This window comes from Bacillus sp. EAC, assembly GCF_002156875.1.
GTDB lineage: Bacteria > Bacillota > Bacilli > Bacillales > Bacillaceae_G > Gottfriedia.
This window is the reverse complement of the sequence record NZ_NCSY01000002.1, coordinates 438,446-451,826: the sequence shown is the minus strand read 5'-3', so window position 1 is coordinate 451,826 and position 13,381 is coordinate 438,446. Positions and strand designations below refer to the sequence as shown.

The 13,381-nt window shown below is 35.7% G+C and carries 15 protein-coding genes; all 15 read left to right on the top strand.

The window, feature by feature from the left end:
- Positions 1-121 precede the first annotated feature (121 nt).
- The 15 genes from deoC to B7R65_RS05125 all read left to right on the top strand — a co-directional run bounded on the left by deoC (position 122) and on the right by B7R65_RS05125 (position 13,340).
- Positions 122-787 carry a deoxyribose-phosphate aldolase gene (deoC, locus tag B7R65_RS05195; RefSeq protein WP_088041679.1) on the top strand — a complete coding sequence of 222 codons (666 nt, stop codon included), beginning with the start codon at positions 122-124 and terminating at the stop codon, positions 785-787.
- Positions 788-925: 138 nt separating this feature from the next.
- Positions 926-1,330, top strand: coding sequence for a cytidine deaminase (locus B7R65_RS05190; RefSeq protein WP_088041678.1), 405 nt, complete (start codon positions 926-928; stop codon positions 1,328-1,330).
- A 119-nt stretch (positions 1,331-1,449) separates the two neighbouring features.
- Positions 1,450-2,631, top strand: coding sequence for a NupC/NupG family nucleoside CNT transporter (locus B7R65_RS05185; RefSeq protein WP_088041677.1), 1,182 nt, complete (start codon positions 1,450-1,452; stop codon positions 2,629-2,631).
- Between the two features lie 134 nt (positions 2,632-2,765).
- Positions 2,766-3,398 (top strand): AmiS/UreI family transporter, encoded by a 633-nt coding sequence (locus tag B7R65_RS05180; protein ID WP_088041676.1) that lies wholly within the window; start codon positions 2,766-2,768, stop codon positions 3,396-3,398.
- Positions 3,399-3,568: 170 nt separating this feature from the next.
- The gene (locus tag B7R65_RS05175; RefSeq protein WP_088041675.1) at positions 3,569-5,770 is read left to right on the top strand and encodes a S8 family serine peptidase; all 2,202 of its coding nucleotides are present in this window, start codon (positions 3,569-3,571) and stop codon (positions 5,768-5,770) included.
- 262 nt (positions 5,771-6,032) lie between these two features.
- Positions 6,033-6,257 (top strand): AtpZ/AtpI family protein, encoded by a 225-nt coding sequence (locus B7R65_RS05170; RefSeq protein ID WP_088041674.1) that lies wholly within the window; start codon positions 6,033-6,035, stop codon positions 6,255-6,257.
- 2 nt (positions 6,258-6,259) lie between these two features.
- Complete coding sequence (locus B7R65_RS05165) at positions 6,260-6,640, top strand: ATP synthase subunit I (protein WP_088041673.1); 381 nt, start codon at positions 6,260-6,262, stop codon at positions 6,638-6,640.
- A 1-nt stretch (position 6,641) separates the two neighbouring features.
- Positions 6,642-7,376 carry a F0F1 ATP synthase subunit A gene (gene atpB, locus B7R65_RS05160; protein WP_088041672.1) on the top strand — a complete coding sequence of 245 codons (735 nt, stop codon included), beginning with the start codon at positions 6,642-6,644 and terminating at the stop codon, positions 7,374-7,376.
- A 78-nt stretch (positions 7,377-7,454) separates the two neighbouring features.
- Complete coding sequence (gene atpE, locus B7R65_RS05155; RefSeq protein ID WP_025568599.1) at positions 7,455-7,670, top strand: F0F1 ATP synthase subunit C; 216 nt, start codon at positions 7,455-7,457, stop codon at positions 7,668-7,670.
- A gap of 175 nt (positions 7,671-7,845) precedes the next feature.
- The gene (gene atpF / locus B7R65_RS05150) at positions 7,846-8,370 is read left to right on the top strand and encodes a F0F1 ATP synthase subunit B (RefSeq protein ID WP_088041671.1); all 525 of its coding nucleotides are present in this window, start codon (positions 7,846-7,848) and stop codon (positions 8,368-8,370) included.
- Positions 8,367-8,906: a F0F1 ATP synthase subunit delta gene (locus B7R65_RS05145; protein WP_088041670.1), complete on the top strand. Its 540-nt coding sequence runs from the start codon at positions 8,367-8,369 to the stop codon at positions 8,904-8,906. The genes atpF and B7R65_RS05145 overlap by 4 nt, the downstream gene beginning before the upstream one ends.
- A gap of 22 nt (positions 8,907-8,928) precedes the next feature.
- Positions 8,929-10,437 carry a F0F1 ATP synthase subunit alpha gene (gene atpA, locus B7R65_RS05140; RefSeq protein WP_088041669.1) on the top strand — a complete coding sequence of 503 codons (1,509 nt, stop codon included), beginning with the start codon at positions 8,929-8,931 and terminating at the stop codon, positions 10,435-10,437.
- An 86-nt stretch (positions 10,438-10,523) separates the two neighbouring features.
- A complete protein-coding gene (locus tag B7R65_RS05135; RefSeq protein ID WP_088041668.1) occupies positions 10,524-11,378 on the top strand; it encodes a F0F1 ATP synthase subunit gamma in 855 nt (284 codons plus the stop codon).
- 63 nt (positions 11,379-11,441) lie between these two features.
- The gene (gene atpD, locus B7R65_RS05130) at positions 11,442-12,854 is read left to right on the top strand and encodes a F0F1 ATP synthase subunit beta (protein ID WP_088041667.1); all 1,413 of its coding nucleotides are present in this window, start codon (positions 11,442-11,444) and stop codon (positions 12,852-12,854) included.
- A gap of 84 nt (positions 12,855-12,938) precedes the next feature.
- Positions 12,939-13,340, top strand: a complete 402-nt coding sequence (locus B7R65_RS05125; protein ID WP_088041666.1) for a F0F1 ATP synthase subunit epsilon — start codon at positions 12,939-12,941, stop codon at positions 13,338-13,340.
- Positions 13,341-13,381: the final 41 nt, after the last annotated feature.

The following is a 13,381-nucleotide window of genomic DNA, read 5'->3' as shown; positions in this document are numbered from 1 at the left end:
AGTGATATAGTATAGACATATTCGAAGTATCTTTTTAAAAGATCAAATAAAAAGTCAAAAATCAAGAATGTATTTACTATTCTTAGTTGAAAAATATAATTATTTTAAGGAGTGACTATACATGAGTTACGCAAATTTAGTAGACCACACATTATTACGTGCTGATGCAAAAAAAGAAGAAATCGCAAAATTAGTTGAGGAAGCAAAAGAATTTAACTTTGCCTCTGTTTGTATTAATCCTACATGGGTTTCTTATGCAAGTGAATTATTAAAAGATTCATCTGTAAAAGTTTGTACTGTTATCGGTTTTCCTTTAGGTGCTAACACTCCCGAAGTAAAAGCATTTGAAACAAAAAATGCAATTGAAAATGGTGCCGGGGAAGTTGATATGGTAATCAATATTGCAGCTTTAAAAGATAACAATGATGAATTAGTTGAAAGAGACGTACGTGCGGTAGTTGAAGCAGCTAAAGGTAAAGCTTTAGTTAAAGTAATTATTGAAACTTGTCTTTTAACTGATGAAGAAAAAGTTAGAGCTTGTGAATTATCAGTAAAAGCAGGAGCAGATTTCGTAAAAACATCTACTGGATTCTCTACTGGTGGAGCAACAGTAGAAGACGTAGCTTTAATGCGTAAAACTGTTGGCGAAAATGTTGGTGTGAAAGCTTCTGGTGGAGTTCGTAATTTAAAAGACTTAGAAAACGTAGTATCTGTAGGAGCAACTCGCATTGGAACTAGCTCAGGCGTTAAGATTGTTCAAGGCGAAGAAGCAAACACAGCTTATTAATATCTAAATAATTTTAATATATAAAAAAGTGTGTGGGTTATTGCTCTTTTGCTATTTCGTTGTTAATATGTTAAAGCGAAGACAAAACTCACACACTTTTATAAATGAATTGAAAATTATTCATTAGAGGTGGAAAGTATGAATACACAATCATTAATAAATGAAGCAATAAAAGCTCGTGAAAATGCATATGCTCCTTATTCAAAATTTCAGGTAGGCGCAGCAATCTTAATGAGTGATCAAACAGTTTATACTGGATGTAATGTTGAAAACGCTTCTTATGGACTAACTAATTGTGCTGAGCGAACAGCAATTTTTAGTGCCGTAGCTGATGGAAAAGCTTCATCTAAAATTGTAGCTATTGCTATCGTAGGTGACACAGAGGGGCCAATTTCACCTTGTGGAGCATGTAGACAAGTAATCTCAGAATTTAGTGATGAAAATACAAAAGTGTTTTTAACAAACTTAAAAGGCGACATTGCAGAAACATCTATAAATGAATTATTACCAGGATTATTTAGTTCAAAAGATATGCAGACATAAAACTTGTCTGACATCTAACGTGTAAATGATGTCAGACATCCAACAAGATTATAATTGTGTCCGTTTTGAAAGCGCTTATATATAAAGATAAAAATTTTTAAGATTTTCGGGGGAGTAATATGAAATACATTATTGCAATTATAGGATTATTAGTTGTATTTGGCTTAGCGTTCATTGCTAGTAGCGATCGTAAGAAAATCAAATATCGTCCAATATTAATCATGGTAGTTCTTCAAGTTATTTTAGCTTTCTTATTATTAAATACTGGTATTGGTCTATTTTTAATTAAAGGAATTTCAAATGGCTTCGGTAAGCTATTAGAATACGCTGCAGAAGGTGTTAATTTTGTATTTGGTGGGCTTGCTAATGATGGAGCGTTTCCTTTCTTCACAAATGTATTATTACCAATCGTTTTTATCTCTGCATTAATTGGTATTTTACAGTTTACAAAGATTCTACCATTTATCATAAAATACATTGGAGTAGTCTTAAGTAAAATCAATGGAATGGGTAAATTAGAGTCATACAATGCTGTAGCTTCAGCAATTTTAGGTCAATCAGAAGTATTCATTTCTGTAAAAAAACAACTTGGCCTTCTACCTAAAAATCGTTTATACACACTTTGTGCTTCAGCAATGTCAACTGTATCGATGTCAATCGTTGGTGCATATATGACGATGATTGAGCCAAAATATGTAGTAACTGCAATCGTGTTAAACCTATTTGGTGGATTTATTATTTCTTCAATTATTAATCCATATACTGTAACTGCAGAAGAAGATATTTTAGTTGTTCAAGAAGAAGAAAAACAAACGTTTTTCGAAATGCTTGGTGAATATATTTTAGACGGATTCAAAGTAGCGATTATCGTTGCTGCAATGTTAATTGGTTTCGTAGCATTAATCGGTGGAATCAATAATATTTTCGATATGGTTTTTGGAATCTCATTCCAAGGAATCTTAGGTTATGTATTTGCTCCATTCGCATTCATTATGGGTGTGCCATTTAAAGAAGCAGTAGATGCGGGTAGTATCATGGCAACTAAGCTTGTTTCAAATGAGTTTGTAGCAATGATGGATTTAGGGAAAGAAGCTAAACATTTCTCTACACGTACATTAGGTATTGTTTCTGTATTCTTAGTATCGTTTGCTAACTTCTCATCAATCGGAATTATCGCTGGTGCTGTTAAAGGATTACATGAAAAACAAGGTAATGTTGTTGCTCGTTTCGGACTTAAATTATTATTTGGAGCAACTTTAGTAAGTGTATTAACAGCGATTATCGTAGGTATCGTTTTATAATAATTAAATAAATTCAAGCGTTTGATTCATGATCAAGCGCTTGAATTATTTTCATTGGATATCTTTTAAAACTTATAAGGAGGGTTGAGTTTATTTGGATAATATTTTAAGTATTATCTTTTAAACAAATCACTATGGCAACTGTAGGATTATTATTATCTGGCGCTACTTTATTTTTAAATAGTCTAGTTTTACTAAATAAAGCTGATGCAAAGAGCGCAGCAATTTTGAACTTATTAGTAGGGGCTCTACAAGTTATCATTCCATTTTATTTGTTAATGAACATGGGTGATGGTAAATGGGAATTATTTAATACTTCAAGTATTTTCTTTTTTGGACTTACTTACTTATATGTTGGATTTACGAATCTAAAAGGTCTTCATGGAACGGGTTTAGGTTGGTTTTCACTTTGGGTTGTAATTATGTCAGTACTATATGCTTTAGTAAACTTTATTCAAGTGCATGATGTTGTTAGTGGTTTATTATGGGTGATGTGGGCGTATTTATGGTACTTATTCTTTGCAGGTTTAGTTTTAGGTAAAAAAATAGAACGATATACTGGAGTCGTAGCGATGATTCAATCTTGGACTACGATTACACTACCTGCATTCTTAATGATCTTAGGTGTATGGCAAGATGAAATGATTAAAAACGCATGGTGCGTTATTTTAGGCTCAGCTATTATTTACTTTATCAGTCATGAAGTAAAAGCTTTTGCTAAAAATAGAAGATTCCATTTAGTACATCAGCCTAAATTAAAAAATTAATACTGTATAAAAAAGCTAGTAGTAAGTTGCACCCCAACTTATTACTAGCTTTTTTTGTTTCATACTAGAAATAAATGTAGATGTTAGAGAAAATTACCTTTTTATACATGATTGAATGATTAGTGAGAGATGATATAGGAAAACAGATGTAAAAGGAGAACCTACATTGAATGAAAAAACATTATCTTAAAATAATTATCTGTCTCGTTTTTTTGCTTAGTTCACTAAATGTAATCGATGTAAATGCACAAGTACAACAAAAACAAATTGCTCTAATTTCAATAAAAGATGGAATGATTACTCAAGCTTTAAAATCAATTGGAAAACACTTTCCTAATATTAAAATTAGAGAAAAGTATACTGAAACTTATTATGGAATTTCTGTATCTGGTTCTCTTGAAGAGTTATCGCAACTGGCTAAATTACCTCTAGTAAACGATATACATTTTGTGACGACTTATCGTGCTCATGTAGAGGATAGCATACCTTTTATTGGTGCGGATGAAGCAGAAAACTATAAAGATCAAAAGGGTAGAATCATTACAGGAGAAGGAATTAAAGTTGGAGTAATTGATACTGGAGTAGACTATAGGCATCCTGATTTAAAATCAAATTATGGTGGAGGATACGATACGATTGATCAAGATAAAGATCCAATGGAAACAAAGCTTGAAGAGAAAAGCACTTTCCATGGGACACATGTTGCAGGGGTTATTGCTGCAAATGGAAAGAGAAAGGGAGTAGCACCGAAGGCTACTATTTTTGCTTATAGAGCGCTAGGGCCAGGTGGTGTAGGAACTTCTGAGACGGTATTGGCAGCAATTGAACGAGCAGTGAAAGATAAAGTGGATATTATTAATTTATCTTTAGGTAATGATGTGAATGGACCAGATTGGCCAACAAGTATTGCCTTAAATAAGGCTGTGGAAAAAGGTGTACTTGCAATTACTGCAGCCGGAAATTCAGGGCCAGGATTATGGACTGTTGGATCACCAGCAACAGCGGCAAAAGCTTTATCAGTAGGTGCTAGTTATCCCCCTGTACTTTTTCCGTCCATTCATGTAGATGGTAAAGAAAATATTATAACACCAATGATTGGTTCAGCTAAATGGAAGAATGATTTAAAGGGTAGGATTGTATTTAAGAAGTACGGGGAAAAGGGAGATATTAAAAGAGTTCGTAATAAGTTTGTTTTAATAGAAAGAGGAAAAATTACATTTACTGATAAGGTCAAAAATGCACAAGCAGCAGGCGCAAAAGCAGTAATTGTATTTAATAATGTTGATGGTGAGTTTGTTGGCCAAGTTAAAGGGAAATTTAAAATTCCAGCTGCTACTATATCTAGAAAAGAAGGATTAAGGATAAAAAGGGAGTTAGAAAAAGAAAAAACAATTGTCAAAACAGGACAAGAGAAAAAGGTTGATATTCTTGCAGACTTTAGTTCAAGAGGGCCTGTTACAGGTACATGGCAAATGAAACCTGATTTATTGGCTCCAGGGGTACAAATTAAAAGTACAATTCCAGGTGGATATTTAGCACTTCAGGGAACGAGTATGGCTAGTCCACATGTTGCTGGGGCAGCCGCTTTAATTAAGCAATTACATCCCAATTGGAGTATAGATGATTTAAAAAGTGTACTTGTAAATACTGCCACACCATTATATAAGAATAATAAATCGATGTATCATGTTTACGAACAAGGTGCAGGAAGATTAAATATTAATAAAGCTTTAGAAACTGAAACAACCCTATTTCCAACTTCATTATCTTTAGGTGTAACGAGAGATAATGATAAACAAATTAAAAAAGACTTTACTGTTAAAATCTCTAATAAATCTAATAAGCCAAAACAAGTAATTGCTACAAATAATCAGAGGGTGGAAGGAATACAATGGGTATTACCGAAGCCGATTACAATACCTGCAAATGCCACTAAAAACATTAATGTAAGTGCAATTGTTCAAACGAGATTTTTGAAAGATGGATTCTATGATGGAGCCATTACGTTTAGTACCACTAAAGAAACATTACGTATGCCATATTTATTGTTACATGGTGAACCGAACTTCCCATCAGTTATGGGATTTCATTTCGGAAAAGTAAAAGGGAAAGATCGTTATAAATATGAACTATATTTACCAAGTGAAGTTGAGGAGTATAAAATTGCTGTCTTTGAATCAGAAACTTTTCGATTATTGGATATAATTGATGAAAAAAAGAATAGTAAACGAGGAATTGTGAAAAAGGAACTTATATTGAAAAAATTTCCAAAAAGTGGAATATATAAGTTTGTTATCTTTTATAAACGTAAACAATATGAAAGTGCGACCGAATCTTACGTTAATGTGGCAAAAATTTATGTAGAAGACTAAAAATTGGTAAGTGTTTTTTAATAGTTTTTTAATTTAGGTAATTGACACATTTTTGTAACATATTGTATGCTTAACATGAATGTTTAAAAGGGTTTTCATTATGTGTAAACCCTTTCTTAACAAAATATTTTGAACGTTATGTGAACATTTTGTGAACGTTAGCTTTATAGTAGAGATTTTAATAAATATTTGTTGTAGAATAAACCATGATAAGATTTTTGGCAATTTTTTGGGAATGAAAAATGACATGGAGGGATTTTTGATGAAAAACAACAATCAACATCCTCTTAAAGCAATGACACTCATGTCTTCCATTCTAGCTCAGCTTGTCGGATCTATTCTAATAGGCATCTTCTTAGGAAGATGGATCGACTCATATTTTGATTGGCCTGTTCCAGTATTCATGATAATTTTCTTACTTTTAGGACTTTTTACTGGTATATACGGCACACTTAAGCTAATTAAGCAATTTACGCCAGGGGACTAGTTATGCAAAAAGAACATTTTAGACGTTTTACACGAGATATGTTATACATCACTGCTCTTGCTGTTTTAGGTTGGGCATTGACCGACTATAAAACAATCTTTACAGGTTATATTCTCGGAATCGTAACTAGCTTTTACTGTATATGGATTCTACACAGAAAGATAAATACCTTTTTTGATCGAGTATTAGCGCAACAAAAAGTTCGTTCTTTAGGTACTGTAATTTGTCTTTCAGCGGTGGCTCTAGCTATGGTCATCGCGCTTCGGTATGAAAACTATGTGAACATACCGGCATTAACAGCGGGACTAATGACAGGACATCTTGTCATTATGATAAATTTTGCATTACAGCAAACGTCTTTTGCAAGGAAGAGAGGTGAATAAATTGGAACACGGCACTTATGGTTTTAATTTTCTTGGTTTAGATTTTACGTTATCGAATGTTCTGATGACTACCATTGCTGCAATTATCGTTTTTATCATTGCAATTGCATGTTCAAGAAGACTACAACTTCGCCCATCAGGCAAGCAAAACTTTTTAGAATGGGTTGTTGACTTCGTTAAAAACATAATCAACAGTACAATGGATTGGGAAACTGGTGGTCGCTTCCTTACATTAGGTGTGACACTACTTATGTACATATTTGTTTCAAATATGTTAGGACTTCCATTCGATATTTCAGTCGATGGAAAGTCAGTTTGGAAATCACCTACATCTGACCCAGTTATTACATTATCATTAGCAATTTTCATTGTTGGTTTATCGCATTATTATGGTATTAAAATGAGAGGCTTTAAGGCTTACGGAAAAGGATTTTTCCAGCCGATGGGATTCTTATTTCCATTAAAGATTATCGAGGAATTAGCAAACACTTTAACACTAGGTCTTCGACTTTATGGAAACATTTTTGCAGGGGAAATCTTACTAGGATTACTTGCAACAATGGGAACACACGCTTATGCAACAAGTGCAGGAGAAGGTATTCTTTGGACAATCGCAGCAGCTATACCAATGCTAGTATGGCAAGGTTTCTCTGTTTTCGTTGGTTCAATCCAAGCTTTTATCTTCGTAATGTTAACAATGGTTTACCTGTCACATAAAGTGGCGGACGAGCATTAATCTGCTCATTAATTTAGTAGTTAGTTCAAATTATAATAAAAATATTATTTCTTAGTTATAAGAAGGAGGAAATTTAAAATGGCTTTAATCGCAGCGGCAATCGCAATTGGTTTAGGTGCACTAGGTGCAGGTATTGGTAACGGTTTAATTGTATCACGTACAGTAGAAGGTGTTGCTCGTCAACCAGAATTACGTTCAACTCTTCAAACTTTAATGTTCATCGGGGTTGCATTAGTTGAGGCACTTCCAATCATCGCAGTAGTTATCGCTTTCATGGCATTCGGTAAAGCGTAAGATTATACAATCAGTTAAAAATGGCGAAGTTTGTGTTCACATTTACTTCGCCTTTCCTTTATGACTAAATGGCATAAAGATTCCTTTTGAAAGTAAAGCTTAGGTCAGTTCTAGACTTGGGCTATGTTATAAAAGAAAAATTATTAAATGAAACCCTTGAAGGGAGTGAAGGCTTGTGTTAAACGGATCACTATTCGTATTAGCTGAAGCAGGGCATGGTATTGCTTGGGGCGATGTCGTGTATCAATTAGTAATCTTCGTAATCTTACTTGCACTTTTAGGTAAGTATGCATTAGGACCAGTAATGGGAATTATGAAACAACGTGAAAATCACATTGCAAATCAAATTGATTCTGCTGAGAAAAACAATGCTGAAGCAATGAAACTAGTTGAAGAGCAAAAGCAAGAGTTAGTTGCTGCTCGTACAGAAGCTCGTGAGCTTCTTGAGAAAGCTAGAAAACAAGCTGATGTACAACGTGAAGAAATCGTTGCAGCAGCGAGAGCAGAAGCTGAAAACATGAAAGAAAGCGCTAAACGTGAAATTACTCGTGAAAAAGAGCTTGCAGTACAATCTGTTCAACAACAAGTGGCTTCATTATCTGTATTAATTGCTTCTAAAGTTCTTGAAAAAGAAGTGAAGTCTGAAGACCAATCTGCTATTTTTGATCAATATCTTAAAGAAGTAGGCGAAGCGAAATGAGTAACGAATTAGTTGCAAAACGCTACGCAAATGCTCTTTTTGAATTAGCATCAGAACAAAATCTAGTAGAAACTGTTGAACATGACCTACAAGTTGTGAAAAAGGAATATGTAGAAAACAATGAGTTACATAAGTTTCTACAACATCCTGGTATCACTAAAGAAAGTAAAAAGTCTGTATTAAACGAGACTTTTGCTTCAATCTCTGAAACGGTATTAAACCTAGTTTGCTTATTAGTTGATCGTGGGCGTATAAGCATCATTCCAAGCTTAGTAACTTCATATGTGAAAATTGCGAATGAAACTCGTAATATTGCAGATGCAACAGTTTACTCAGTGACGGCAATGTCTTCTGAAGAACTAGAAAAAATTGGAGCTTTATTCGCTTCAAAATTAGGTAAAAATTCTTTACGAGTTACAAACGAAGTAGACTCATCATTAATTGGTGGCTATAAAGTTCGTGTTGGAAATCGTATTTTTGACGGCAGCTTAAAAAATAAGCTTGTTCGTATTGAACGTGAATTAATCGCAAAATAGTTTGTAGATAGGGGTGAAATGCATGAGCATCAAAGCTGAAGAAATCAGTGCGCTGATTAAAAAGCAAATCGAAAATTACCAAACTGAAATAGAAGTTAGTGATGTTGGTACAGTTATCCAAGTTGGTGACGGTATCGCTCGTGCTCATGGTCTTGACCAATGTATGTCTGGAGAACTTGTAGAATTCTCTAACGGCGTTATGGGACTAGCACAAAATTTAGAAGAAAACAACGTAGGTATTATCATCTTAGGACCTTACACAGGTATTAAAGAAGGCGACGAAGTTCGTCGTACTGGACGCATCATGCAAGTTCCAGTTGGTGAAGCTCTAGTTGGTCGTGTAGTAAACTCATTAGGTCAGCCAGTTGATGGTTTAGGCCCAATTGAAACAACTAAAACTCGTCCAATCGAAAACGCAGCACCAGGCGTAATGGCACGTAAATCAGTACATGAGCCATTACAAACTGGTATTAAAGCGATCGACGCTCTTGTACCAATCGGACGTGGACAACGTGAGTTAATCATCGGTGACCGTCAAACTGGTAAAACAGCTGTAGCAATCGATACAATTCTTAACCAAGCTGACCAAGATATGATCTGTATCTATGTTGCAATCGGTCAAAAGGAATCAACAGTTCGTGGACTTGTTGAAACTTTACGTAAGCATGGCGCGTTAGATTACACAATCGTTGTAACTGCACCTGCTTCATCTCCAGCTCCAATGTTATACTTAGCTCCTTTTGCTGGTGTAACTATGGGTGAAGAGTTTATGTACAATGGTAAACACGTATTAGTAGTATATGATGATTTATCAAAACAAGCGGTAGCTTACCGTGAACTTTCATTACTATTAAAACGTCCTCCAGGTCGTGAAGCTTATCCAGGGGATGTATTCTACTTACACTCTCGCTTATTAGAGCGTGCAGCTAAGTTAAATGATGAGTTAGGTGGCGGTTCTTTAACTGCATTACCATTCATCGAAACACAAGCTGGTGATATCTCAGCTTATATTCCAACAAACGTAATCTCGATTACTGACGGACAAATCTTCTTACAGTCTGACTTATTCTTCTCTGGCGTACGTCCAGCGATTAACGCAGGTCTTTCTGTATCACGTGTTGGTGGTTCAGCGCAAACTAAAGCGATGAAATCAGTAGCAGGTACGCTTCGTCTTGACTTAGCGTCATTCCGTGAACTTGAAGCATTTGCTGCGTTCGGTTCTGACTTAGATAAAGCAACTCAAGCTAAACTTAACCGTGGTGCTCGTACAGTTGAAATACTTAAACAAGGTTTACACAAACCTTTAAAAGTAGAAAAGCAAGTAACTAGTCTTTATGCATTAACACGTGGTCACTTAGACAGCGTAGCAGTTGAAGACATTACTCGTTTTGAAGAAGAAATGTTAGCTTGGATGGACAGCAACGCTAAAGGTCTTTTAGATGCTATCCGTACAACTGGTAAATTACCAAACGAAGCTGACCTTGACGCTGCAATCACAAGCTTTAAAAAGAACTTTATTGCTTCTAAATAAGAATGCAATTTAAATAATTGAAATTGAAGGATCGGGCTTTTTGCTCGTCCTTCCTTTAACTGTTTACCAAAAGGTGGTGAAAACCTGTGGCATCATTACGCGATATAAAAACGAAAATTAATTCAACAAAAAAGACTAGCCAAATCACAAAAGCGATGGAGATGGTTTCTGCTGCTAAATTAAACCGTGCTGACCAAAATGCTAAGCAATTTGTTCCTTATATGGAAAAAATGCAAGAAGTAGTTGGAAGCATTGCGAAAGGTGTAAACAGTAGACATTCGATGCTAGTAACTCGTCCTGTTAAAAAGACTGGTTATATAGTTATCACTTCAGACCGTGGTTTAGCGGGTGCATTTAATAGTAATGTATTACGTGCTGTAGCAAATACAATTAAAGAGCGTCATCAATCAAATGATGAGTTTGCTATTATTGTAATAGGTCGTGTTGGACGTGATTACTTTAAGCGTTTAGGTTATCCGATTGTTGAAGAGGTTTTAGGTATTCCTGATCAACCTCAATTCGATGACATTCAAAAGTTTGCTAATCGTACAGTTCAAATGTACTCTGATGGCATTTTTGATGAGCTATACTTATCTTATAATCATTTCGTAAGTAAGATTTCTCAAGAAGTTACTGAGAAAAAGCTTTTACCTTTAACAGATATCGACACAGGTAAAGCAACTACTAATTACGAATTTGAACCATCTGATGATGAAATCTTAGAAGTTTTACTGCCACAATACGCAGAAAGCTTAATCTATGGTGCATTATTAGATAGTAAAGCTAGTGAACACGCATCTCGTATGACAGCGATGAAAAGTGCAACTGATAATGCGAAAGAAGTTATTAGCAAGCTTACTCTTCACTATAACCGTGCGCGTCAAGCAGCAATTACACAAGAAATTACTGAGATTGTCGGCGGAGCAGCAGCCCTTGGCTAATATGCTTTCAACGGCTATATAAATCGATCGGCTTTTAAGGAAACAATGCTAGGAGGAAAAGCGATGAGCAATGGTATTATTACTCAGGTATTAGGACCAGTAGTAGACGTTAAGTTCGAAAACGGCCAATTACCACAAATTTATCATGCGTTACGTGTCCGTCAAGAGGCAGGAAGCGCTAATGAAGTAAACATTGATTTAACATTAGAAGTTGCTCTTCACTTAGGTGACGATACTGTTCGTACAGTTGCAATGGCTTCAACTGATGGATTAGTACGTGGAATGGTAGCAGTTAACACAGAAAGACCAATTTCGGTTCCAGTTGGAGACGCTACATTAGGACGCGTATTCAATGTGTTAGGTGACAACATTGACTTAGACGAAGAATTAGGCGAAGACGTTCGTCGTGACCCAATTCACCGTCAAGCACCTAAATTTGAAGAATTAACTACAAAAGTAGAAATCCTTGAAACTGGTATCAAAGTAGTAGACTTATTAGCTCCTTATATCAAAGGTGGTAAAATCGGTCTATTCGGTGGTGCAGGTGTAGGTAAAACTGTATTAATTCAAGAATTAATCAACAACATCGCACAAGAGCACGGCGGTATTTCAGTATTCGCTGGTGTAGGTGAGCGTACTCGTGAAGGTAACGACTTATACCACGAAATGAAAGACTCTGGCGTTATCAAGAAAACTGCGATGGTATTCGGACAAATGAATGAACCACCTGGAGCACGTCAACGTGTTGCATTAACTGGTTTAACAATGGCTGAATATTTCCGTGATGAGCAAGGACAAGACGTGTTATTCTTTATCGATAACATCTTCCGTTTCACACAAGCAGGTTCTGAGGTTTCTGCCCTTTTAGGTCGTATGCCTTCTGCGGTAGGTTACCAACCAACTCTTGCAACTGAAATGGGTCAATTACAAGAGCGTATCACTTCAACAAACAAAGGTTCTGTAACTTCGATTCAAGCGATTTACGTTCCTGCCGATGACTATACGGATCCAGCACCAGCTACAGCGTTCGCTCACTTAGATGCAACAACTAACTTAGAGCGTCGTTTATCTGAGATGGGTATTTACCCAGCGGTAGATCCATTAGCATCTACATCTCGTGCGTTAAACCCAGAAATCGTTGGAGCTGAGCACTATGAAGTAGCTCGTCAAGTTCAATCAACTTTACAACGTTATAGAGAACTTCAAGATATCATCGCAATCTTAGGTATGGATGAGTTATCAGAAGAAGATAAATTAGTCGTAGCTCGTGCTCGTCGTATTCAATTCTTCTTATCTCAAAACTTCCACGTTGCGGAACAATTCACTGGACAAAAAGGTTCTTACGTACCAGTTAAAGAAACTGTTAGTGGATTCAAAGAGATCTTAGAAGGTAAATATGATACACTTCCTGAAGATGCATTCCGTTTAGTTGGACGCATTGAAGAAGTAGTAGAAAAAGCAAAAACACTAGTATAATAATTGTCTAATCGAAAAGCTTGTTCATCATTCTATCCAGAATGAACTTGATTAGCTCACGAAGCTAGACAGGAGGAGTTCACTATGAAGACAATGAAAGTCAGTATCGTCACTCCTAATGGACCGGCTTATGAAGGCGAAACAGAATTCGTTAGCACGAAAGCAACTAGCGGTGAGCTTGGTATTTTACCTGGACACATTTCAACTGTGGCACCGTTAGCAACAGCACCTGTTAAAATTAAAACACCAACTGGGACAGATTTTGTTGCAGTTAGTGGCGGATTCATTGAAATTCGACCTGAAGCCGTTACAATATTGGCTCAATCTGCTGAAGTTTCAAATGTAATTAATGTTGAACGTGCAGTAGAAGCAAAAAAACGTGCAGAACAACGTTTAAATGAAAAACGTCCTGACACTGATCTTAAACGTGCGGAACTTGCTTTACACAAAGCAATGAACCGTATTAACGTAGCACAATATAAGTAATTAGTTAAAAAGAGCCCTTAATGGGCTCTTTTTTATTTGCA

Excerpts from the sequence above, each read along its gene's own strand:
- deoC (WP_088041679.1), top strand. The coding sequence starts at position 122 with ATGAGTTACGCAAATTTAGTAGACCACACATTATTACGTGCTGATGCA.
- B7R65_RS05190 (WP_088041678.1), top strand. The coding sequence starts at position 926 with ATGAATACACAATCATTAATAAATGAAGCAATAAAAGCTCGTGAAAAT.
- B7R65_RS05185 (WP_088041677.1), top strand. The coding sequence starts at position 1,450 with ATGAAATACATTATTGCAATTATAGGATTATTAGTTGTATTTGGCTTA.
- B7R65_RS05180 (WP_088041676.1), top strand. The coding sequence starts at position 2,766 with ATGGCAACTGTAGGATTATTATTATCTGGCGCTACTTTATTTTTAAAT.
- B7R65_RS05175 (WP_088041675.1), top strand. The coding sequence starts at position 3,569 with ATGAAAAAACATTATCTTAAAATAATTATCTGTCTCGTTTTTTTGCTT.
- B7R65_RS05170 (WP_088041674.1), top strand. The coding sequence starts at position 6,033 with ATGAAAAACAACAATCAACATCCTCTTAAAGCAATGACACTCATGTCT.
- B7R65_RS05165 (WP_088041673.1), top strand. The coding sequence starts at position 6,260 with ATGCAAAAAGAACATTTTAGACGTTTTACACGAGATATGTTATACATC.
- atpE (WP_025568599.1), top strand. The coding sequence starts at position 7,455 with ATGGCTTTAATCGCAGCGGCAATCGCAATTGGTTTAGGTGCACTAGGT.
- B7R65_RS05145 (WP_088041670.1), top strand. The coding sequence starts at position 8,367 with ATGAGTAACGAATTAGTTGCAAAACGCTACGCAAATGCTCTTTTTGAA.
- atpA (WP_088041669.1), top strand. The coding sequence starts at position 8,929 with ATGAGCATCAAAGCTGAAGAAATCAGTGCGCTGATTAAAAAGCAAATC.
- atpD (WP_088041667.1), top strand. The coding sequence starts at position 11,442 with ATGAGCAATGGTATTATTACTCAGGTATTAGGACCAGTAGTAGACGTT.
- B7R65_RS05125 (WP_088041666.1), top strand. The coding sequence starts at position 12,939 with ATGAAGACAATGAAAGTCAGTATCGTCACTCCTAATGGACCGGCTTAT.